This window comes from Methylobacterium sp. Leaf125, assembly GCF_001423085.1.
GTDB lineage: Bacteria > Pseudomonadota > Alphaproteobacteria > Rhizobiales > Beijerinckiaceae > Methylobacterium.
Genome location: NZ_LMNU01000001.1, coordinates 140,252 through 163,069, shown reverse-complemented (window position 1 = coordinate 163,069; position 22,818 = coordinate 140,252). Strand labels below are relative to the sequence as shown.

13 protein-coding genes are annotated in these 22,818 nt (G+C 65.7%); 8 read left to right on the top strand and 5 right to left on the bottom strand.

The genetic code is table 11. The features are described 5' to 3' along the window. Positions 1 to 740: 740 nt before the first annotated feature. On the bottom strand, positions 741 to 992 hold the full coding sequence (locus ASF58_RS26835) for a hypothetical protein (protein WP_156375499.1): 252 nt from the start codon (positions 990 to 992) through the stop codon (positions 741 to 743). 541 nt (positions 993 to 1,533) lie between these two features. Here ASF58_RS26835 and ASF58_RS00710 point away from each other — a divergent pair. After that, positions 1,534 to 2,850 carry a polysaccharide biosynthesis/export family protein gene (locus ASF58_RS00710; RefSeq protein WP_082512751.1) on the top strand — a complete coding sequence of 439 codons (1,317 nt, stop codon included), beginning with the start codon at positions 1,534 to 1,536 and terminating at the stop codon, positions 2,848 to 2,850. Positions 2,851 to 3,172: 322 nt separating this feature from the next. Here ASF58_RS00710 and ASF58_RS00705 read toward each other — a convergent pair whose 3' ends face one another. Next, positions 3,173 to 3,808 (bottom strand): SGNH/GDSL hydrolase family protein, encoded by a 636-nt coding sequence (locus ASF58_RS00705; protein WP_082512750.1) that lies wholly within the window; start codon positions 3,806 to 3,808, stop codon positions 3,173 to 3,175. A gap of 84 nt (positions 3,809 to 3,892) precedes the next feature. On the opposite strand from ASF58_RS00705, the gene ASF58_RS00700 reads away from it, so the two are divergent. From ASF58_RS00700 to ASF58_RS00685, 4 genes are all read left to right on the top strand, one after another. After that, positions 3,893 to 5,002, top strand: a complete 1,110-nt coding sequence (locus ASF58_RS00700) for a glycosyltransferase family 4 protein (protein WP_055946140.1) — start codon at positions 3,893 to 3,895, stop codon at positions 5,000 to 5,002. 9 nt (positions 5,003 to 5,011) lie between these two features. Further along, positions 5,012 to 5,464, top strand: coding sequence for an acyltransferase (locus tag ASF58_RS00695; RefSeq protein ID WP_055946137.1), 453 nt, complete (start codon positions 5,012 to 5,014; stop codon positions 5,462 to 5,464). A 314-nt stretch (positions 5,465 to 5,778) separates the two neighbouring features. Next, positions 5,779 to 6,357, top strand: a complete 579-nt coding sequence (locus tag ASF58_RS00690; RefSeq protein WP_055946134.1) for a hypothetical protein — start codon at positions 5,779 to 5,781, stop codon at positions 6,355 to 6,357. 302 nt (positions 6,358 to 6,659) lie between these two features. Next, on the top strand, positions 6,660 to 7,772 hold the full coding sequence (locus ASF58_RS00685; protein WP_055946131.1) for a glycosyltransferase: 1,113 nt from the start codon (positions 6,660 to 6,662) through the stop codon (positions 7,770 to 7,772). Positions 7,773 to 8,088: 316 nt separating this feature from the next. Here the strand turns inward: ASF58_RS00685 and ASF58_RS00680 are convergent, their stop codons facing one another. Beyond that, positions 8,089 to 13,404, bottom strand: a complete 5,316-nt coding sequence (locus ASF58_RS00680) for a VCBS domain-containing protein (RefSeq protein WP_082512749.1) — start codon at positions 13,402 to 13,404, stop codon at positions 8,089 to 8,091. 668 nt (positions 13,405 to 14,072) lie between these two features. Here ASF58_RS00680 and ASF58_RS00675 point away from each other — a divergent pair. Next, positions 14,073 to 14,357: a hypothetical protein gene (locus ASF58_RS00675; RefSeq protein ID WP_055946125.1), complete on the top strand. Its 285-nt coding sequence runs from the start codon at positions 14,073 to 14,075 to the stop codon at positions 14,355 to 14,357. A gap of 34 nt (positions 14,358 to 14,391) precedes the next feature. Here ASF58_RS00675 and ASF58_RS00670 read toward each other — a convergent pair whose 3' ends face one another. Next, positions 14,392 to 15,525, bottom strand: a complete 1,134-nt coding sequence (locus ASF58_RS00670; RefSeq protein ID WP_055946121.1) for a glycosyltransferase family 4 protein — start codon at positions 15,523 to 15,525, stop codon at positions 14,392 to 14,394. A gap of 341 nt (positions 15,526 to 15,866) precedes the next feature. On the opposite strand from ASF58_RS00670, the gene ASF58_RS00665 reads away from it, so the two are divergent. Then, the gene (locus ASF58_RS00665; protein ID WP_082512747.1) at positions 15,867 to 17,051 is read left to right on the top strand and encodes an acyltransferase; all 1,185 of its coding nucleotides are present in this window, start codon (positions 15,867 to 15,869) and stop codon (positions 17,049 to 17,051) included. A 927-nt stretch (positions 17,052 to 17,978) separates the two neighbouring features. Next, positions 17,979 to 20,198, top strand: a complete 2,220-nt coding sequence (locus tag ASF58_RS00660; protein WP_082512746.1) for a polysaccharide biosynthesis tyrosine autokinase — start codon at positions 17,979 to 17,981, stop codon at positions 20,196 to 20,198. Between the two features lie 896 nt (positions 20,199 to 21,094). Here the strand turns inward: ASF58_RS00660 and ASF58_RS00655 are convergent. After that, complete coding sequence (locus ASF58_RS00655) at positions 21,095 to 22,624, bottom strand: oligosaccharide flippase family protein (protein ID WP_055946113.1); 1,530 nt, start codon at positions 22,622 to 22,624, stop codon at positions 21,095 to 21,097. Between the last annotated feature and the right edge of the window lie 194 nt (positions 22,625 to 22,818).

Here is a 22,818-nt window from a genome sequence, read left to right as displayed (position 1 = left end):
CATCCGGACAACCAATTGTTAGTCTTCCCAGTTGCTAAATTCGTGTCGACTTGGCTTGGACCAAAACGCGCCGTTGGTTGGCCGGGATAACTAGGCGCTCCTCGGCAAGCCGATTGCGCCCGGCTCGGCTCGGCGAGCGATCCGCTCAAGCAACGGCATGCGTCGAACGAGGAATGCCGGACCGGCGATGATGTGGAGTCTGGAAAGATAGCGGACCCTGACGTCCCAGCGCATCGCGTGTCAGGATTGGGCAGCCCCAGAGAGGCGGGGCAGGGGCACGACGGCTTTCTCGCCGCGCCGCGCGCGCGAGCCTCTCGAGCATCCTGATGGGGGAGCCTTGGCGCAGAAGGGTGAAGCCGCCGTCTCCCCACGGTCCGTGGGCCGTGGTCGCGGCATTGCGGTGCCTGAATTGGCCGAGCCGAAGGAGATCACCCGCGAACATGCCACGGCGCGGGGCTGGCGATCCTCCTAATCGTGCGGCGCGGAAGCACGTCCTGAGCGTACAGGCGGTCGCAGCCCAGAGCCCGACCGCTCTCAGCAAATCGGGCACGAGGCGCTACGGCCTCGCTTCGAATGGCACTGCCCCTGAGCGGATGCTGCCCTGGTTTTCACCGCTCGGTCGCCTCGTTCTCTGCCGCGGGCGACCGGCCAACGTTCATCGCATCAAACGACGCCGGCCGCGGCCCGCGTCGTCGGGTGTTTTCCCGAGCAACGGGACTGCCGGAGGTTCTGCGATCCGCTCAGGGCCCCCAGACAAATAGCTGGGGATAGTGCGGCCGATGCGCGTGGCGCAGGGTGTAGACCGCGTTCGCGGCGGGCTCGTCCGGCAAAATCAGCACTTCTTCGCTCGGGACACATTCGAGCAGGTGGTCCGGCCGAGTCTCGCGGCAGGGAGGCCTCACGGTTCCACGCAGGGGAAGCCGGATCCGCTCGACCACATCTGCCGCCCGTGCCGGCGCTCCCTCAAGCAGGGTGCCCGTCACGCCGAGCAAGACCGCTCCCGCAAGAAACAGCGATAGACATCTTGAGTTCATTGTCCGGGTCCACACCTTCGAAGCGCTGCAGTATCGCACACAGAAGGCCGCTGCGCCTATCCTGGTTTTGGCAGCCGCTCGGCCTGCGCGTTTTCCGACCGGACGCTGCGTCGACCGTCCGCGATGATGGGCGGCAAGCGCTCGATCGCCCCGTCTGCGGGGGGCGCCACGGCGGCGTCCGGATCCGGTTGCGGACAGCGATCACCGTTCTGCACACCCCACACGCGATCGCCGGACTTGATCTAGCCCCATTGCGCGTGGAAGCAGATCCAGCGCCGGAGGAAGCGGTTCCGCATGCGTGTCTGCTCGTGCAGATCGCGGCGCTCGGGCTGTGAAACCTTTGTGGGCGACCTGCCTGGAGGCCGCGACAGACCTCATCTTCGCTGATTGTGTCTTGGAGTTCTTGTCGGTCGACGAAGACCTATGAAGAATATTTACCTTACAATGCACAATTGGATAAGGGCAGGATCGGGGCAGATTTGTCTCTTCGCGAGACTCGATGCCTTCATGCAACAGCTTCGGGAAAACGAACTTCGTCGCCTTGTTTTGTGGGGCATTATCGCGAATGATTGGAAGGCCAAAGATCAATTTTCGAGGTATATATTCCGTGCGAAGCTATGGCTTTCTTGCGCGTGGCTTAGCGGCTGCATCTCTCACCGTCTGCAGCGCTGCGTGCACCATCACGCCGCGCGACGGCCCCATTGCGTCAACGGTCCGTTCCTCCGCCGATGTCACCATCGAGCCGGCGCCGGAGGCACTCAGCTTCGCTCTCGTATCCCTGAGCCCGACGTCGTTGAGCGTCGCCAACCGCACCACCGTCGGGGCCACGCCGTCTTTCCGATCCCTCGCGAACCGCAGCGGTGGATCGCAGGGGCGCATCGCGATCGGAGACGTCCTGGCGATTACGGTCTTCGAAGCGCAGAGCGGTGGATTGTTCATCCCCAGCGATTCCAGCTCGCGGAGCGGCAACTTCGTGCAGGTGCCGAACCAGCAGGTTGATGCGAGCGGGATGGTCAGTGTGCCCTATGCGGGAAGCATCCGGGTTGCCGGCCGGACGGCCGATCAGGTCGGCAAGGAGATCGCCCAGCTTCTCGCCAAGCGGGCGATCGAGCCTCAAGTCATCGTCACGCAGGTGGAGCGTCACGGCAACGACATCTCCATCCTGGGCGACGTCAATCTGGCGACGCGCTTCTCGCTCGATCCGGGCGGCATGAGACTGCTCGGCGCGATTGCACGCGCGGGCGGTCCCCGCAGCCCGGCCTACGAAACGTTGATCACGGTTCAGCGCGGCGGTCGCACCGAGCAGGCCCTGATGACGAACCTCGTGAAGAACCCGTCGCAGAACATCCAGCTTGCCGCTGGGGATGCGGTCTATCTCTCGCGTGAGCCCAAGATCTTCATGACGCTGGGTGCCACCTTGCCGCCCGGCTCGGTCGGCGGCATCAACAATCGCCGGTTCCCCTTCGACAACGACAACATGACCCTGGCAGAGGCGATCGCGAAGTCCGGCGGCCTCGACGATGCACGGGCCGATCCGACGGCGGTGTTCGTCTACCGCATGGAATCGCGCCGGACCCTGAGCGAGATGGGCGTCGACACGACCCGGTATGCCAGCGATCTTGTGCCGACCATCTATACGGTCAATCTCGCGCAGGCCGACGGATTGTTCCTGTCGAGCTCGTTCTTCATGCGAAACAAGGACATCATCTACGTGTCGACATCCCAGTCGACCGAGGTGAACAAGTTCTTCGGCATGGTTCGGTCCACGACCGCGCCGTTCTACGATGTCAGCGTCGGGGCGGCGACAATACGGTAATCGTCCGATCGAAGCGCTTGATCGCGCGTGCGGGCATCGCTCTCCGCGATGCCCGCACGCGCCTGCTTCCGAAAAGGATTAGGCGGCGCGGGAGAGCGGTGTCGGCCCAGCCGATGATGGCCCCGTCATTCTCCCGGGGTCGCTGGCGGAACCGATCGGCCCGTCGCCCGCCTCGGATACGGGATGGTGTTGCTGATTTTGTTGGGCTGGCCAACAGGGAGCGTCACACGGTCGTCGCACGGTCGTCGCGCTCCGCACGCGCCTGGTCACTTGGTCGACCGTGTTCCGAGATCGAACCCAGATCGGGCCGATGCCCTTTCGTTCAGTGCGCGTCCTGCGGTCGGCCGAGGTGTTCGACCAGGGCCGGAACCATGATCGCCGCGGCCTCGGCTGCCATCGGGTGCAGTCCGTCGGGAATGGCGCGTGCGCGGGCGGCGCGGCCAAGGCGGTGCCAGGCCGGCCGATGGTCGAGGAATTCCGCGCCCAGCGCCCGTGCGAGGTCACGGTGCGCCGCGGTGTAGGCCTTCAACCGCGGCCGAACGAGTCCGCGCAGGCCGGAGACCGGGTTCATCGCCATCACGACGACGCGGGGCCGGGGCGTGAGTGAGAGCAGCCGCTCCAGGATCGTGCGCATGGCGGCGAGGCTGCGGCCGAGCGACAGGCGTCGTTGCAGGGCCGCGTCGTTGGTCGCAAATTCCACCAGCACGACATCCGGCTTCAGCGCGACGACCGCCTCCAGATTCGCGCAGCCCCACAGGGATGTCTCGCCAGCCCGGGCGACGATCCGGACGGAGACCGGCCGAACCAGGCGCACGGACAACTGGCGCTCCAGGGCCTCCTGCCATCCGCCCCGGGACGTCAGGCTGGTGCCGACCGTGACGACCGTGAGGGGAGCGGCGACGTCATCCGGACCGGTCCCGGTCGCACGCGCGGCGAGACCTTGCGGCGGTGCGGTCACGGCCCGGCTTCCCTTTGCATTCGAACACGCGTCGGATAGGGTACCGGCCGCGCTCAGGCAAGCCGCAATTGCTCTGGAGATTCAATGAAGGTCATGGTCTGGCCGACCGCTCGCGGCGGGATGCGCTCGGTTGTCGAAGGCTATCGCGACGACGGTTTTCTGGAGGCACAGGACGTTCATCTGGTCGCTTCCTATGCCGAAGGGTCCTTTGTCGGTCGCCAGCTGCTGCTCCTGAAGGGCCTCGCACGATACGCATGGCTCCTGGCGACACGGCCCGTCACGCTCGTCCACATCCACGCGGCCATGAAAGGCAGCTTCTGGCGGAAGGCGATCTTCGCGGGACTGGCGCGGCGCCGCGGCGTACCGGTCATCCTGCACCTTCACGGCTCGGAGATGAAGAGCTTCTACGAGCGTCAGACGCCGCGGCTCAAAGGGGCGATCCAGGCGCAGCTCGCACGCGCGAGCCGGGTCGTGGTCCTGTCGCAGAGTTGGCGCGACTTCGTTGCAGGCATCGCGCCGACGGCGAAAACGGTCGTTCTGCCAAACTACGTCACCGTGCCGGCCCGTCCGGCGCGCGGCACGGGCGAACCGCTCACCTTGCTGTTTCTGGGCTTGGTCGGCGTGCGCAAGGGGATCTACGATCTCCTCGAGGCCCTCGCGATGGTGCGGGCGGAACTGCCGCCGTTCCGGCTGATCGTAGGTGGTAACGGCGAGGTCGAGGCCGCCGCGGCGCGCGCCCAGGCCCTGGGACTCGCTGGTCTCGTCTCGTTCGAGGGCTGGGTCGGACCGGCGCGCAAGGCGCAACTGCTCGACGAGGCCGATATCTACGTCCTTCCTTCGCACAACGAGGGACTTCCGATGAGCGTGCTGGAAGCGATGGCCTACGGCCTGCCCGTGGTGACGACCGATGTCGGCGGCCTGCCGGAACTCGTCGAGGACGGCGTTCAAGGTCGCGTGGTCCCGGCTCGCGACGTGACGGCCCTCGCCCACGCGCTGCGCGCGCTGGCCATCGACGGGACGGTTCGCGCGCGGATGGGCAAGGCCGGGCGTATCCGGGTGCAGGCGAGCTATAGCCAGGAGGCCGTCTTGCCCGCGCTCGCGGACCTATACGACTCGGTGCAACACGACCGGACACCGCCGCTGCCGGCCGGCGACCCCGCCATGCGCGGCAAATCTTCCGCTAAGTTGGTTTAGGCATCGAGCATGGCCACGCTGAACAAGCTCAAGAAACTGCGACACGTGCTCGTTTATCTGAAACGGGTCTACTACACGCGTCTCTGGGGGATGGATCTGCACCCCACGTGCGAGTTCTCGCTCACGACGCGCTTCGATTTGACGTACCCCAAGGGCGTGCATGTCGGGGAAGAGAGCTACGTGGCGTTCGATGTGGCCGTGTTGACCCACGACCGGACCCGCCGGATGTACAGTCATACCCGTATCGGTCGGCGCTGCTTCATCGGTGGCCGCAGCATCATCCTGCCGGGCGTTCAGATCGGCGACGAATGCGTCGTCGGTGCGGGCAGCGTTGTGACGAAGGACGTGCCCCCGCGCTGCGTCGTCGTCGGCAGCCCCGCCCGGATCGTGCGGCGCGACATCCAGGTCGGAGCCTACGGTCAGTTTCTGGACTCCGCTCCTCCGTCGGTCTTGGCCGTGTAGAAACGGTTCGAGATCGAGGGCAGGTTCGGACCGCGCGGCGGGGATCTCCCGCGAGGCGTTCTCCGGTCCCGGCAGCCTCGTGCAGGATCCCCCTCTGCAGGATCCGCCCCTGTAGAGACACCGGGTTTCACGACCCGGCCCGTGCCTGAGCGAGGAAGCCGTTCGGGTGCCCGGGACAGGGCCCTTGAAGGCAGTCCGCTCCGGGATTGGAGATGGAAGGGGCGTGCCACCATGCGGGATAGCCCTGCGGCGTTCGACTCTGTTAGAGAGCGACCTGATGCGGGAGATCAGTCCCGTCGACTATGAGGTGGACCATGCCTTCCGGGTTCTCGGCCGGCCTCGCCCTCGCCGCGATGCTTTGCAGCGCATCTCTCGTGGCTGCCACCACCGCGCGCGCTGCGAATTGCTCGAAGCTGTCGGCCAGCGAGACGCATCAGACCGTGGAGAGCTTCCTGAAGAGACCTGAGGGGGTCTTGGAGCAATATCCCGATGCCGGCATCAAGTTGACCTCGCATACGGCGTTGGTCCTGACTGCTTCGCCCGGCTCCGCGCTGACGCCGGTCCTCGACAACCTCAAGATTGCGACCGCGGATCAGAGGCGGTCGATCGGCCGCGGGCTGGGCCAAGCGGCCAATGCCTGCGTCTTCAGTGGCCAGCCGACCATCGCGCGGCAGATGCTCGAACAGCTGCGTCAGCGTGAGCAGCCCGACGCCCTCGCGAGCTTCAACGCGGTGTTTATGCCGACGGCCGCCGCAGGGTTGCCGCCGAGCCGGCAGCCCGAGGAATCGAGCAAGCGTCTCCTGGGCAGCCAGCGCCTGGCTGCACCGGAGACCAACGTGTTTCGGGACAATCTCATCGTCAATCCGCTGAGGCCGATCCAACCGATCAAATGAGGCGGCCCATCGTCAGGGCCATGCCGGATCGGTACAGCGCCGCCCCGAGAGGGGGCGTCAGGGCTCGGCGGAAGGCCCAGCGGAGCGGGTTCGCTCTTGCAGCCGACCCATCCGCGCAGGCTGCCCCTCGCCCCCGGTGAACTCCGCACAGGACGCCCTGGCGCATCACTGCTCTGCGACTTAACAAGAACCTGTTGCAACGCGGCAAAGCCTGATCGGTGGACCTTCGGGGTGCGAGCCCGACGGGTGCGCCGGGCGGGCGCGAGGTCATCGGACAGGGTCGCAGGAGGCGAGGACGTTTCATGACGCCGCAAACCCCGGGCCGGCCTTCGCTGGCCATCTATCTGCCGGACCTGAGCGGCGGCGGTGCCGAACGACTCTACCTGACCCTCGCCCCGGCCTTCGTGGCGGCTGGTTTTGCGGTCGAGTTCCTGCTGGATCGCCGTCGGGGCGAGCTTCTGAACGCGGTCCCGCCCGGTATTCCGGTGCGCTCGCTCGATGCGGAGCGCCAACTCAAGGCCCTGCCGCGCTTGGTCGCCGATCTGCGCCGCGCCCCGCCCGATCTGCTGCTCTCGGCGATGGAGCACATGAACGTCACCGCGATCGCGGCGAAGATCCTCGCGCGTGTCCCGACCCAGATCGTCGTCAGCCAACACAACGCCCTCTCCCATCAGGCGCGCAGACCCGGCCTGAAGAACACCGCGCTGCCGTGGCTCTACGCGATGGCGCTGCCCCGCGCCGCCGGGGTCATCGCCGTGTCGGGCGGCGTCGCCGACGAGACGGCGCGGCTCGCGCGCCTGCCCCGGGCGCGGATCTCGGTCATCTACAACGGGACGGTGAATGCGGAGCGATCGGTATCCGCCGCAGCGCTGCCCGCCTGGTGGCCGCGGGCGCAACGCGTGGTCCTCTCGGTCGGGCGCTTCGTTCCGCAGAAGGATCACGCGACCCTGCTGCGTGCCTTCGCAATGTTCCAGAGGCCCGACGACGCCCTCGTGCTCCTGGGGGAAGGGCCGTTGCGCGGTGAGTTGGCGCAACTGGCCGGCAGTCTGGGTATCGGGGCGCAGGTGTCGATGCCGGGCTTCCTCGACGACCCGTTGCCGGCGATGGCGGCCGCCAATGTCCTTGCGCTCTCGTCACGCTACGAGGGATTCGGGCTGGTGCTCGCCGAAGCGATGTCGTGCGGCACGCCGGTCGTCAGCACCGATTGCGAGTTCGGGCCGTCGGAGATCCTCGACAACGGTCGCTTCGGCCGCCTCGTCCCTGTCGGGGACCCTGCTGCCTTGGCCACCGCTCTCGCGGAGACCTTGGACGCGCCGCTGAGACCCGAGATTCTCGCAGCGCGGGGCAGGGAGTTCTCGGTCGCGAACTGCGCCGCCGGATACATTGCCGCGTTCCGTCGAATCCTGGCGCGCTGACCGACGTCGACGCTGGGTGTGCGTCCCGCCCGCGACCTTGGCTGAGCTGGCGCGATCGCCCTCGGCGTGGAGGGTGTGATCAAGCGGTCCTAGACGGTGCGAGCCTCGGCCAATGCCGCGCATCGATGCCGCTCCGGCCGAACCTGCGAGCGTTGCGCGCGAGATCGTCGGTGCACAGGCGCGTCCCACGACCGGACCAGCCCCTGTCTGAACGTCCAGCGGCCGGTCTCATCCAGGATGAAACCGGCCGCAGGGTCGATTGCAAGGCCGTCCGTCGCGGATCAAATCCACGTCATCGGAAAGCCGAGCCCGGCATTCACGCGAGCATGTAATCCGCCAGGTGGTCGTGCTTGAGGATGGCGTGGGACGGATCCGTCACGTCGATCGACAGGGTCCCGATCGGCCCCTGGGCCATCGCATCGCGGGCTAGGAAGGTGAAGCTGTCGGCGCCGACATAGCCGGCGGTGGGCGTGTAGGTGAAGCCGCCGTCGGATCCGAAGGCGAGCTGCCCGTGCTCGGGGCCGCTCGCCAGCTTGAAGTTGAACGCAGCGTTGTGATCCACGTCGACCGCGTGAACCGCGCCGGTGAGGGCCGTGCCGGCAACGGCGACGAGACCCTCGGACTTCGCGACCGGCGCGTCGTTCACGCCGACGACGGAGATCATGAGCCCACCACGCGTACCGTCGGCCGAGGTGACGCTCAGGCGGTCGAAGACGCGCTCACCCGCCGCCAACGACTGGACGGCCTCGCTGGCATTGTTGAGCGTGTAGACCCAGTGCCCGCCCGCATCGATGGTGGCCGAGCCGTAGAGCCCCGCCACCGTCCCAGCCTTGAAGGCAGCTTGACCGACATCCGAATCGGCGATCGTCAGGTCGCCGCTGGCCGTCAGCACCGTGTCCTCCTTCAACAGACCGCTGCTCGTCCCGCTGATCACAGCCGCATCGTTCGTGCCGCGCACCAGGATCTTCAGGGCCGCTGCGGTTCCGTCGAAGCTCTTGACCTGCAGGATGTCGGTCACGGCATCCGACGCGCCCAGGGACTGAACGGCCTGGCTGCCGTTATCGAGCGTGTACGTCCAGTTTCCGGTCTCATCGATCGTCGCCGAACCGTAGAGCCCCGCAACCGTCCCGGCCTTGAACACGGATTGCCCGGCATCGCGGTCCACCACCGAGAGCGTGCCAGTCGCCGTCAGGGCCATGTCCTCTTTGACGGTCCCGATCGTCGAACCCGTGATGACGGCCGCATCGTTGGCGCCCTTCACCGCGATCCGGATGTTCGTCGCCGTTCCGTCGATCGTCGTCACCCGGAAGATGTCGTTCTGGACATCGGCGGCACCGAGCGACTGAACGGCCTCGCTGGTATTGTTGAGCGTGTAGCTCCAGGCGCCGTCCGACGCCATGGAGAAGTCGCCATACTGCCCGCTCAGCACGCCGGACGCGATGAAGCCGCTCTGGTTGGTATCCGGGTCCGTGACGGCGAGTGTGCCGGACGCAACCTTGATCCGATCCTCGCTGACCGTGCTGATGGTGTTGCCCGTGATCACGGGGGCGTCGTTGTAGCCCCGGATCAGGACGGCGACGTCCTGGCTCACCGAACCATCGGCCGAACGCGCCGTGAACGTCTCGGTGAACAGGTCGTTGGCCGTGAGGCTCTGCACCGCGTCGGTCGCATTGGCGAGCGTGTAGGTCCAGTGTCCATCGGCATCGAGGTGGAACGTCCCGTAGTTCGTCTGGACGTCCGAGCTGAGGAAGGGGACCCCGGTCGAGATCGCCAGGTCTCCGTTCACGACGAAGGCCTTGTCCTCCATGACGCTGCCGCTGGACACGCCGGAGATTGCCGGGATCACGACCGGGCCGGCGACCGTCAGGTCGAGGGTGGAGGTCTGCGTGCTGCCGACGCCATCCGCGACCGTGTACGAGAAGACGTCGTGCACGACCGCGTTGATCGGAACGTCCACCGTACGGACGTAGGAGTAGGACCCGTCGTCGTTGAGGGTGAGGTTGCCGAAGGCGCCAGCGATGCCGACACCGGCGGTCCCCATTCCTTGGGCACCGGACACCTCCACAACTTTCAACGCGTCGCCATCTGCATCGCTGTCGTTGGCGAGGACGCCGGCTGCTGCGTCGACCTGAAGGCTCGACTGCTGGACGAGGCCGACATCGGTGTTCGCCACCGGCGAACGGTTCACGAGCACGTCGAGGGTCGCGGTCGTTGAGCCACCATGTCCATCATCGACGCGGTAGTCGAAGACGTCGTGGATCTTGCCGATTGCGGTCGCGGCCGCCGTCTCGTCCGGGGTGTAGGCGAACAGACCTCCGGCGATGACGGACAACGTGCCGTAGTGGCCGGCGATCGTGGTCCGGCTCTCGGAAATCGCCACCATGGGGTCGGCACTGCCATGAAGACCGACACCCACCAGCGTCATGGCATCGCCGTCGAGGTCGAAGCCGGAGACCAGCGTGCTGAACGGTACGCCACTCTCGTTGGCGCCGGTCCCGTTCGCGTCAGCGTGAATCGTCCTGTCCGTCGGGTCGAGGACAGGCGCCCGGTTGAGTTCCATCGAAAGTGTGGCGTCGACTCGCCCGCCGAAGCCATCATCGACGGTGAACGTGAAGACATCGCTGGCATGGCTCCCGACCACATCGGGAACGCCCGTCACCGTGTAGGTGTACCGCCCGTCCGCGCCGAGGACGAGGTCTCCGAAGCTGCCATGCAGGACCTGCCCGACGCCGGAGGGGTCGTTTCCGAGCGAGACGACCGAGAGGGCGTCCCCATCCGGGTCGACCCAATCCGCCAGGACGCTGCCGCTCTGCGACTCCCCGGTCGCCGTCAGGACCGACTGCGTGGTGTCATGCGAGGCGGCGGCGCGATTGAGTGCGACGGTCAGCGAGGCGGTCTGGACGTGGCCGTGACCATCGGTGACGGAGTAGGTGAAGACGTCGGTCGGATGCGCGCCGTCGGGCAGGTCCGCGCTCGTGAGCACGTAGCTGTAGGACCCGTCCGCGTTCAGCATCAGGTCGCCATAGGCGCCATGCAGCGTGCCGAATTCCGTCAGCGGATCGATCGACGTGACGACGAGCAACGGGTCGCCGTCTGGGTCGCTGTCGTTGGCCAGCACGCCCGTCGTCGCTCCGACCGAGGCATGGCCCCCGGGTGGGAGAGTCAGGGTGACGGTGTCGTCCACCGTGATGGGCGCATCGTTGACGACGAGATCGGACGCGAGGGTGTCGCCGTCGTCGAAGCGAAACACTTCGACATTCGTGACGCTGTCCGTGCCATGATCGCCGAGACCGCCTGCATGGACGATGGTGAAGGTATCGGTGTCGGCCGAGTAGCTGATGTCGTACTCGGCGCGCGGGCCGGAGAAGACCGCTATGTCCGTGCCCGCACCGCCATCGATCCGATCGTTGCCGCCCCGACCGATCAAGGTGTCGTTCCCGTCGAGACCGAGCAGAACGTTGTCGCCGCTGTTGCCGACGATCATGTTGTCGAGCTGATTGCCTGTTCCCTGGAGCGGTGCTGAGCCGACCAGAACCAGCGCTTCGACATTGTCCGCCAACGTGTAGCTGACCGAGCTGCGCACGGTGTCGAAACCCGCACTCGCCGCTTCGACGATCACGTCGCCCGAATCATCGACGATGTAGAGGTCGTCCCCCAGGCCGCCCGACAATGTGTCGGCGCCCGCTCCGCCGTCGAGCGTGTCGTTGCCGGCTCCGCCCGAGAGAACGTTGGCGACCGCGTTGCCACTGAGCTGCGCGTCGCCCGTCCCCGTGTAGATCAGGTTCTCGACGTTGTCGGCCAAGTGGTAGTCATGGAGGGTCGTGTAGACACTGTCGTTACCGCCCCCGATGCCCTCGTAGATCGGAGCGCTATCGGCCTTGACGATATAGAAGTCGTCCCCGTGATGCAGGCGCATCTGCTCGGCGGGGTCGACCGGCGCGACATCCGGCGTGGAGACACCCGGTCCCGGGCTGACGAACGCGGTCGGATCGGTCACGTCGACGATCGACCCATCCGCATGGGCGATCTGCTGTGCCGTCGCAACGCCGCCCGTAAACGTCGTCGTCGTCGTCGTTCCGTCCACTGCCGTGAACGTGTCGGTCACGATGATCCCGGCGTCATCGTAGTTCCTGGTCTCGGAACTGCCGTCCTTATACGCGTAGCTTGCGTAGAAAAGCGAATTGTCGTCGCGGTACTGCTCGAGCGTGATCTGCTTGTTGCTGTCGGTGAAGGCCCGGTAGGCCCAGCTATAGGGTTGACCGGTGATATGGTAGGCAACGATCTCCATCGTCACATAGGCTGTCGTGTCGTAGATCTTATGCGTAACCTGGGCGACATCCCCGTTCTTGACCGAGGTCGTGAACGCCTCGGTGGCGGTTCCGGTCGTGTCGTAGGTCGTGAAGGTCCGGTATCCGGTGACGCCTGACCAGAAGCCGAAGTTATATCCGCCATCGATCAGGGACAGCGTATCGCTGTTCGTCGCGACGAGCGACTTGAGCTGGGCAAGCGACGTCACCGTGAGGGTGTGGGTGTCCGTCAGTTCGATCGCGCCGAGACTGGTCATCGCGTCGAGGTAGGTCAGGCGTGCGACCACATCGGCCGAGGTGCCGACCTCCAGCGGTATTTCGGATGAGACCTTCGAGAGAACGCCGGACCCATCGACGGTCGCGGCCGTGAACAGATGGCTGCCCGAAGAGAATTTGAGATCGGCCGTGAAGCGCCCGGTCTCGTCGGCGGTCGCGGTCGTCAGGAAGGTCGGGCCGTCGAAGATGGCGACCGTGCTACCGGCAGCGGCATGACCGGAGAACGTGGCGGTCACGGCTGACCCGATGCCCTCGTTCCGATCCAGATGAAGCGTCGGGGCCTCCGCGAGCACGTGGCTCGTCGTACCGACGGCCGGAATCTGAACGTTGTCGCCGTAGGTGATGTCGAGATCCGAGTAGACGAGCGCCACGGTCTCGGGTGCGTGATAGCGGTAGAGGCCTTCCTTCCAGTAGACGGTGCCTTCTCCCGCCGGGGCAAATCCGAGCGGGCCGCTATAGTCGGCAACAACGACACCATCGCGCACGATGACGAGACGGCCGTTCGTCCCGTTGTCGAAGTTTGCGTAGACATCGTACTGGTAGGTCTGTCCGCGAACGATCCCGGTCGTATCGCGGAAGATCTCTTGTGCGTAGATATTTCCGTCCGCATCCTTCCAGCGGATCGTTGCTCCGATTCGATCGTCGCGATACGTATCAAAGGCGAACGGAGGTGGAGATACCTGCTCGTCGGTCAGGAAGTCGTGATGGATCTGCCCGAGCACCATCCAGGTGGCTGTAATCTTTGCCCCAGGCTCCATCTCGAATTTGTAGGAGATGTGCATCGGCGTGCCGTACGTGACATGCTCCGTACTGCCGATCTCAGATCTTTCCTTGCCGGTACCCACATCGTACCAGTTCACGTCGCCGGAGCGCACCTCGAAGCGGAGTGAATCAGGACCGACGGAGCGAACTGCCCAGGTGGCATACTGGTTGAAGCCATAGCCACTGCCGGCGTTGTAGACGGTGTAGTCGTGGTTGCCGAGACCCAGCGTGTAATAGATTGGAGACTTCGTTTTCCAATCTTCCGCGGATACAACTACACCAGCCATTATGACGTCCTATGAGAAATTATTAACCGTAAAGCCGGTGATTTTGGGGCCTACCGAACGATTTAGAAGAATATGTGGCGGTGCATCATTCAGGCGGGCGGAAGAGTGACGGGGTGGTAGGGTTAATGATTTCCGTTGGCAAGCCTTGTGCCATCGCCGCGTGAGCCCAGGCCTCGCTGTCGAGATTGCCGAAGCTGCGTTGATTGAGCGCATACGATTTGCCCGAAGTTTCGACGGCGACCTTCTCTGATCGGCACTTTGCCCGCTCTTCGATGACTGCCCGTCAGCACGCGGTGAACTGGGTCCGACCAAGGTGGTAGGATTGAGCGACTGTGCCGCCAGGAACTCTCGCTGGCACAACACTTCACGAAAAATTGAAGGGGTGGGTGCGGCTCTTGGCCAAACCTCTATGAATTCCTTGCGCTGTTCTTCAGCGCGCCGGCTTCGCGGCCCTAAACTCGACCGGAGGCGCAGGATTCTCGCGGGCTTCAAGGATGCGATGAACGCGGACCGAAACACCGCCGAAGGCTTTTGGGTCCGTTAACTAAACAGCAGCCGCCAATCGCTCGGAACCTGTGTGTTTCATAGATCGATAACGCCTTGCCCCCGACTATGGCGATAGATTGATTGACGTCTTCCTTTGTCACTCGCGAGCTTGGACCCGACAGATGCCGCAGATCTGGATCACCTACGATGAGCTCGGCGCCCATTACGGCGTCGCTTCCGATGGCGCTCGCGAGATCGCGCGCGCGCGCATGTGGAGCCGTCGCCGGTCCCATGACGGTCTGACACGCGTGAAGCTGCCGTCCGACGTCGCCCTGGCCTACATGTCGGCCTTCGTTAGCGAGGCGGCCGTGACCGCAGCCGGCGACCTGAGAAAGCGGGTCCAGGCATCGGAGGCCGCCCGCCAGGCGGCTGCCGCGGGACCGTCTGCGATGGGGCGGGCCGCCTAGTCTCGTCCACGTGTCCGCGGGGAACGGGGCCGGGTCACGCGGGACGCCAGGATCGTACGACCTCGTCGTAGAAGGCATCGAGCCGCTCGCAGATCGTCGCGTCTCGCTCCGATGCCGGCACGCCCGGGGCCGTCAGGCGCCAGAGGTGACGGGCGCGTGCTGCGCCCTCGCGCGCCAATCCCTCCGCAAGGGACGGGTCCTGCGCAAGACGCGCGAGGGCCGTCTCGATCGCCTCCGGCGTGACGGCCTCGAGATAGAGCGCACAATCGCCGCTGATTTCGCGCAGGCCACCCGTGCCCGACGAAACGAGTGTCGCCGCGCCGGCATGGGCTTCGACGGCGGTCCGTCCGAAGGGCTCGATCCACTTCGATGGCACGAGGGAAATGGCGACCGACTCGTTCAGCGCCTTGATCCGGCTGAACGGAACCCCGGTCAGGAGTTCGGCCCGCGGCCCCATGGGAGCGAGGGCCGCCTTGACGGCGTCGAAGTAGGTCGGATTGCGCTCGGGTTCGGACACGACAAAGACCGCGCCCCACGCGGGGTAGCGTGCCGCGAAGCGGGCAACACCCTCGGCGGCCTCCAGGGCCCCCTTATCCTCTTGGGCGCGGCCGACGAAGAGCACCTGCTTCGCGCGGGGCACCTTCGGCGTCCAGCCTGAGAAGTCGAAGCCGTTGCTCACGACGGTCCGCGGCACCCGGACCTGCGGCCAGCGCGTCTCGAAATCGCGCCGCGTGGTTTCGCTGACGAAGGTGATCCCACCGAGCCGATTGAGGCGCCACGCCGTCAGGGCATCGAGCGCTGCGGCAGCCGGGCCGGTCGCCGAGGGCGCGACGAAGTTGTGTGTCTGGAGCACGATCGGCAACGACGGGTTCAGCGCTGCAATGCGCGCGGCTGTCGCAATGTGCTGCTGGAAGACGATCAGGTCGCATCCCCGTCGGGCGACGGCCCGCCTGAGGTCCCAGGCCGTTCGGTAGCTCGCGAGCCGGCGGGCCGGTGCGAAGCGCTCGATCGACACGTCGAGGAGCGGCGCACCCCCGGTCTCGGCGAACACGGTCGTCCCAGACCGGTACCGGCTGCCCGCGACCCAGTCCGCGACGCAGAGTTCGACCGACGTGGCGTGACGCGCCTCGAAGCGCATGCGCCGCGGCAAGACTTGGAAGATGCGCATCAAGGACCTCGGCGCGGGAGAAGGGGGAACCGGCTGCGTTGGACATGCGGTGCAGGGCTGCCTGCGCCGTCGTCGCCGAAGGCGGCCGTCAGGACCGGGCTGGGTTTTCGATGTCCTGCCGCCGAAACGCGCTGGTGGACCGTCCTGCACGAGGCCCGACGGCCTGCAGGCCATAGCCAACCTTGTCAAGAACACATAATCAGCGACGTCAAGGGAGCCGGCATACGGGCTGCGTCGCGGCCTGCGCAAGGCATCTGGCACGTGGCTATCTCGTGCGATCCCGCCGGTCTATGGTGCGCCGCACCGTGCCCGGTCCCGAAACGCAACGATGGTGATACCCCTTGGACCAAAGGCCAGCCGTCGGAGGCGACGCGTCGCAGATTCGGACGCATCAAGCGACGATCGACACGTCTGCGGTCCCCGGTGATACGCGCGGCCCACGCGCGCCCCGTCAGCGATTTACCGGGATCGAGGCGGCGCGAGGCATCGCTGCACTCCTGGTCGTCGTCTATCACGCCAGTCGGAACATCGCCGAGCCGCGATTATACAACACGATGCTCCTGGATGGGCATTTCGAGATCTTTCATGTCGGGGTCGATTTCTTCTTCGTCCTGAGCGGCTTCATCATTGCCTGGATGCACTGGTCGGACATCGGACGGCCGTCGCGCCTGAAGGGCTATGCCCTGCGTCGGTTGATCCGCATCTATCCACCCTACTGGGGCATCCTGATCCCGGTGACGATTGCCTTCTACCTGAGCCCGGGTTTCGGCCGGGGCTTCGACCGCGAGTTCGACACCACCCTCGCCTCCCTCACCCTCGTGCCCTGGCCCAAGCCGCTGATCATCGGCGTTGCCTGGACGCTGGTCTACGAGATGATGTTCTACGTTCTGTTCGGCCTCGCGATCGTTTTGGGCCGATGGGGCACCTGGCTGTTTCGCATCTGGTTCGTCGCGATCCTGGTGGCGCAGGCCTTCCCACCCCTCCCGCTCCCGCTCAACATCCTGCTGTCGGCCTACAACCTCGAATTCCTCCTCGGGGTCGCAACGGCGATCTTCCTGTCCCGGGCAAAGGTGTCACGGCCGGCCCTGGTTGCGATCGGGGGAGGGCTGGCCTTCGCGTCCTTCATGGCCCTCGGCAATCAGTTCCCGGACATCTCCCTCGTCTTTCGACTCGCGTTCGGCCTGCCTGCGGCGGCTCTGATCGCGGGACTTGTGGAACTGGAGCGCTCGGGACGCCTGCGCGTCCCCTCGGTTCTGGTTTTTCTTGGGTCGGCGTCCTACGCGATCTACCTGATCCACCCGGTCGTCCTGGCTGCGCTCATCCATCTCCTGCTGCGGGTTCTGCCCCAGGACGTGCCGCTCGGCCTCGTGCTCACCGCGCTGGTTGCGGGCGGGACTGCGGCGGGGTGCCTGTATCACGTCCTGATCGAGCGTCCCCTGACCGGGATACTAAGACGACGCTTCATCGGGCCATCGCGGCATCCCGGCGCCGCGTCGGCGGACGTGGCTGGCGGCCTCGTGCGCTGACATCCCGACGGCAGGCCTCCTACCAATAGAACTTGCCGAGCGAACCCTGCGATGAGGGTTGAACGCAGCGCGCATCGGGATTGCGCCGAGCGTGTGGGTCAGATTGCGGCGCCTGGTCTTCTGCCCCGTTCGAGCTCAGCCAATCTCTCGCTGACCGCCGGTGTGGCGATCCGAGACCTTGCGGCCCGGCCCGCGTCGGGCCGGGGCACCGTCATCACGGGCGTGCAAGTTCAGGATTGGCAGCCATTGTCCCGTCGGCATCGCGCATAATTGAAGTAGCAGTTTTGCCGGCAGGCGCGATACTCGAGCCTGTCAGGGTTCCCCAGTACCGAACAGTACTTGTTTTGGCACATGATGACGCCGCTGTCGCATTGCTGTGCGCCACTCGGCGAGCATTTCGCAGTTTGGCCCTGGCCGGCGCCCTGGGCATGGGCAAAATTGCAGAGGCACAGTAGAAGGACTAGAGATATCAACCGCAACACAATGAGATCTCGCGTTTTTCCATGCCTGCCCGTGAAGTTCGACCAGTCACGTCATGAAACCGTCAGGTCGGGCGAGGTTGCATCGTTGGATTTACGATTCCGTTGATCAATCTCGCAGAAGCGTTGATGAAGCGCAATCCAGCAGTCCGACACTGTCCAATGTAGACTCATCTATGCCGTGATCCTGCCGATTTGACTCGCTACGGTTCTGTTTGCCGACTCGAATTCAAGCTTCGCGTCGCGAAGCGACGTGACTGATTTTTACCGGTCTTGGAGATTGCGAACTTCCGCCCTTACGCCCAAGCCGGGATTTTGATAGACACTCGGATGGGATGAGTACGGTTCCGACACGACCGTTACACCGCACCAAAAAATTAGATCAGGATTGCCGCTTGGCCAGGCCCTTGCAGGTACGGCCCTGATGTATGCTTGCTAGAGGTTAAGAATGCTTAGGGTAAACAATCTTAGCCAACCTGCATCGGTCGACCAGGCGATGCCGAGTGGTGGCTTTGAGATCGCGACCTATGTCAAAATCGCGCAGCGGCAATGGCCGACGATCCTGGCGGTGGCTGTTCCGCTGGTTATGCTTGCTCTCATCTATGTGTTGACCGCGCAGCCCAAGTTTACGGCTTACGCAACCCTGCTGATCGATACGCGCAAGAATCAGCTTCTCTCCTCGCAACAGCAGGTGGTCGGCGATCAGGTGTTCGACTCAACCGGAGTCGAGAGCCAGGTCGAGATCCTGAAGTCCGACAGCATCGCCCTCGCGGTGATCCGAGACCTCAAGCTCGTCGACGACCCGATCTTCGCGGATGGTGGCCTGATCCGGTCGATCATCAACCTTTTCGGCTCGGACGAGCCGGCCACGGCGGCGGAGAAGGAGCAGGCGACGGTCGCGGCCTTCGAGCGCAACCTGCAGATCAAGCGCGTCGGACTGACCTACGCGATCGAGATCAGTTACACGTCGATCGATCCGGTCAAGTCCGCAGCCATCGCGAACGCCATCGCGGATGCCTACGCCACGACCGAGCTCGAGAGCCGCTACGAAGCGACCAAGCGCGCGAGCAAGTGGCTGCAGGATCGTATTCGGGAGTTGCGCGAACAGGCGACGGTCGCGGAGGCGGAAGTCCAGAAGTTTCGGGCCGACAACAACATCATCGACACGGGTCGTGGCCTGCTGACCGAACAGCAACTGGGTGACGTCAACAGCCAGCTCGTATCCGCCCGCGCGGCTACGGCAGAGGCGAAGGCCCGCCTGGATCGGATCAACCAGGTCAGCAAGGAAGACATTCCGAACGCGACCGTGACCGATGCGCTTCGCGATGACGTGATCACCAGGCTCCGGGCACAGTACCTCGACCTGTCCGCCCGCCAGGCGGACTTCTCGAATCGCTATGGCGCGACCCACGCCTCGGTGCAGAACCTCGTCCGGCAGATGACGGAGATCCGTCGTTCCATCCGCGACGAGGTCAATCGGATCGCCGAGACCTACAAGAGCGAGTACGAGATTGCCCGTACCCGCGAGAAGTCGCTGCAGGACAGTCTCGCCTCGCTGGTCACGAGTGCGGGGACGACCGGGCAGGCCCAGGTCAAACTTCGCGATCTGACCAGCTCGGCCCAGACCAACCGGAATCTGTACGACACGTTCCTCCAGCGCTTCATGGAAGCGACGCAGCAGCAGAACTTCCCCGTCACCGATGCGCGCCTGATCTCGGCCGCGACGCCCCCGAAGCGCAAGAGTTCGCCGAAGACGATCATCATCCTGCCGGGGGCCCTGGCGCTCGGCCTCCTGCTTGGCTTCGCCGCCGCTCTCGGACGCGAGAAGCTCGGCGCCCGCGTCTTCCGCACCGCCGCCGACGTCGAGTCCGAAACGCAGGTCGAGTGCCTCGGCATCCTGCCCAATGCGGCACGCCTTCCCGCCGCGCCGATCCCCGCCACGGCTGGGCTTCTGAGGAACGCCATGGCGCGACAGGCGGTCGACGCACCCTTCTCGCGCTTCTCCGAGTCCCTGCGCGCGGTGAAGGTCGCAGCCGACATCAGCGCGATGAACCGTCAGAGCCGGGTGATCGGTATCGTCTCGGCCTTGCCGAACGAGGGCAAGACGACCGTCGTCGCGAACCTGGCCGGGACCATAGCAGCCTCGGGCCGCTCGGTCCTGGTGATCGACGGCGACCTGCGCAATCCGTCGCTGACGCGCCTCCTGGCCCCGGAGGCCCGGGAGGGGCTGATCGAGGTCCTCAGCGGAAGCCGTTCCGTCGCCGATGTCGTGCAGGTCGATTCCGAGACAGGCTTCCGGCTGCTGCCCGCCGTTCTGAACAAGCGCATGTGGCAGACCGCCGAGTTGCTGTCGTCGGAAGCGATGGCTTCGGTCTTCGAGGCGGCGCGTCGTCAGTTCGACTATGTCCTGATCGATCTGCCGCCGGTCCTGCCCGTGGTCGACGTCCGCGCCGTCTCTTCGATGATCGATTGCTTCGTCATGGTCGTGGAGTGGAACAAGACCTCACGCCAGGCCGTCGCCGAAGCCCTCGACGGAACCGAGTTCCTGCGTGACCGCCTGCTCGGGGTCATCCTGAACAAGGCCAGTCCGGCGCAACTGCAGCGCCTGGAAGGCTACAAGGGCGCTTACTACACCAGTTACTACCACGAGAGGCCTGAGGCCGCCTGAGGCCGCCGGCTTCAATCACGCCGCGCGGCGCATGTCCGCGCGGCGCGCCCAAGACCTCTGACGGACATCGAAGGCCAAGCGCTTCGATGCGCGCCCATCAGCGACCGGAGCCTCCGATAGCGGAGGCTCCGGTGGTCGTATCCGCACCTCTACGCCTGTCGGGCGGCCGGGCAGTCCCTGCCCTGCGTCGCGCGGGGGATGGATCGACGCGCCGGCGTCTCCCGTCCAGGCCCGGTTCCGACGATTGCCTGCGCACCCACTGGGCGGGAGTGCGGCGACCCGGTCCCGGTCACGTCTCCACGCCAAGCTTTACCCCCGCCCAAACTTCACCCCCGCCCAAACTTCACCTCCGGACTGGCAGCGCGGGTTTCGCCTGTTCGGGCGTGAAGTCCCACGGGGACTTGCCGGCTGTGGCCGCAATGGCTCGGCGCGGGAGCCATGCCTCGCCCGGCTGAAAGCCGTCGCCCACGACACCATGTGGCGATGAGAGGCGACGGTGATCGCCGCAGATGTCGGCGCCCGCCGCGTCGATCGTGGATTCAATCCGCTCCTGCAGGCAAAGTTCGAGGTCGCGTCCGTCCCGCGCGAGGACCGACGGTCTTGGCGAGCGTCCCCGGGTGAAGGCCCTTGGCGCTTCGAGTGCGCTCTCCGGGGGGGGGGCTCGATGGGACCGGATCGCGCGACGGACCCGCGCTCGGCGCGATCCTGCCGAATTCCACCCCGAGCACCTCCCACGACTCCGCGAAGAGGATCGCACCATCCAACCCTGGGATCGGGTGTCGAACCTGCTCGGAAGCGCCCGTGGCCGACCGAGCAGGAAGCATCCGCGCTCGACCGCGTCGGAAGCCCTGACGTTCGGCTGGAGGCCGAACCTGAAGCGCCCCGTTTCCCGAACGTCAGGATCTCCGCCGGTGAAAGCGCTCCAGGAGCGGGGCGCCCAGGCTGCGCAGCCGGCGCAGCGAGGGGGGCAGGAGCAGGGCGATGAACGGCACGGCAATGGCCCAAGGGCCCAGCTCACGCCAGAACAGCCCGATCGCGGCGGCACCCCACCACAGGGCGGTCAATCGGTAATCGGGACTTCCGACCGCACGGGCGAGGATGAGGTGCAGGATGGCATAGGCCGGGAGCGTCGCCACCTCGCCGAAGCCGTATCCGCGCAGGCCATAGAGCGGGACGGCGATGGCGGCAACGCCGGCGAACAGCGCCACGTGGACGATATGGTAGCCGGCGAGGGGCCAGTTCCGGTTCAGAACCGACAGCGTCGCGGTGTGCATGTTGAACGGCGCCATCGTCAGGTAAGACAGCGCAAGATAAGGGTAGATGTCGAGCACCGGCAGCCAGCGCTCGCCGAAGACGAGCGGCACGACCCACTTGCCGAACCAAGCAAAGGCGAGAAGGATCGAGCCGATGGCGAGCGTCTGCAGTTCCATGCCCTGCGTGATGGCCCGCAGGAGCCGCGGGACGTCGGAGGTCACCGAGCGCAGCACCGCAACGGAAAGCCGCCAGGCGATCGTCTTGAGGACGCTCAACATCTCGACGATGCCGACCGTCATGCCGACGATGCCCACCGCGGACGCCCCGAAGGCGGGGCCGACGATCAGTGGATTGACGAGGCTGCGCGCCTGCCAGATCCAGTTCTGCGCCGAGAACGAGAAGGCGTAGCCGAGCAGGTGGCGGGCCGCGGCGGACTGCCAGCGGAAGACGGGCCAGGTGCGTGTCAGCACATGGGCGAGCACGAACGACACGCCCTGTTGCCCGACCCAGGCCACGGCCAGCGAGACGGCACCGCTGCCTCCGAGCACCAGCGGAACCGCGATCAGATAATAGGCGAACTGACCCGAGAGCTCGATGGTCGCGACCGAGCGATAATCGAGCGCCCGTTCGGCGCGCGCGGTCGCGGGGATCGCGAGCACCTGGAGCGGGATCGCGAGGACGAGAACGCTCAGGACGTCGCGAAAGCCCTCGACGTTGACGTATCCGGCGAGCAGCGCGCCGCTGCCCTCCATCACCACCACGAGGGCGAGGGCCGTTGCGGCGAGGAGCGTGTAGCTCGTCCCGTACTCCTCCGCCGTCAGCTCCTTCTCGTGGCGCAGGAGGCAGACGCCGATGCCGGCCTGCCCGAGGCTCAGCCCGTATTGGTAGACGCCGATGGCCGCCACGTAGGCGCCGTAGCGCTCGGGTCCCAGAAGACGACTGATCAGCAGAACGCCGATGAACTTGAGGAAGATCGAGATGATCTGGCGTCCGAACAGGAACGCGCTTCCTCGGAAAATCGCCGCCCGGACCGTCGTTCCCGAGCCCGCCGCTGCAGACGCCGTGGCGCCGTCGGCCGCCGTCCCCTCGACCGGATTGGGCATCGCGGGCGGGATGGCGGCCTGGGACAGGCCAGAGGTTGCCTCGGAGGCGGGGCGATCAGGATTGGGCATGGCTGATCCTTAGGATGTGCCGCACGCTTTGTCCCGGTTCCTGGAGATCGAGACGACGCCTCGCTTCCGGGATGGCCGTGAACTTGCTGCACCTGTGGCTTCGTGGCACCTGTCGGGCGCGGCCGGTGGGTCGGACCCCAGATCGATTGAGAGGAAGATATGGCCGTCATCATGCGGGAGGCCGCGTCGGTATC

Coding starts and splice junctions, on each gene's coding strand:
- ASF58_RS00710 (WP_082512751.1), top strand. CDS start 1,534: ATGCCTTCATGCAACAGCTTCGGGAAAACGAACTTCGTCGCCTTGTTT.
- ASF58_RS00700 (WP_055946140.1), top strand. CDS start 3,893: ATGAAGGTCATGGTCTGGCCGACCGCTCGCGGCGGGATGCGCTCGGTT.
- ASF58_RS00695 (WP_055946137.1), top strand. CDS start 5,012: ATGGCCACGCTGAACAAGCTCAAGAAACTGCGACACGTGCTCGTTTAT.
- ASF58_RS00690 (WP_055946134.1), top strand. CDS start 5,779: ATGCCTTCCGGGTTCTCGGCCGGCCTCGCCCTCGCCGCGATGCTTTGC.
- ASF58_RS00685 (WP_055946131.1), top strand. CDS start 6,660: ATGACGCCGCAAACCCCGGGCCGGCCTTCGCTGGCCATCTATCTGCCG.
- ASF58_RS00680 (WP_082512749.1), bottom strand. CDS start 13,404: ATGGCTGGTGTAGTTGTATCCGCGGAAGATTGGAAAACGAAGTCTCCA.
- ASF58_RS00675 (WP_055946125.1), top strand. CDS start 14,073: ATGCCGCAGATCTGGATCACCTACGATGAGCTCGGCGCCCATTACGGC.
- ASF58_RS00670 (WP_055946121.1), bottom strand. CDS start 15,525: ATGCGCATCTTCCAAGTCTTGCCGCGGCGCATGCGCTTCGAGGCGCGT.
- ASF58_RS00660 (WP_082512746.1), top strand. CDS start 17,979: ATGCTTAGGGTAAACAATCTTAGCCAACCTGCATCGGTCGACCAGGCG.
- ASF58_RS00655 (WP_055946113.1), bottom strand. CDS start 22,624: ATGCCCAATCCTGATCGCCCCGCCTCCGAGGCAACCTCTGGCCTGTCC.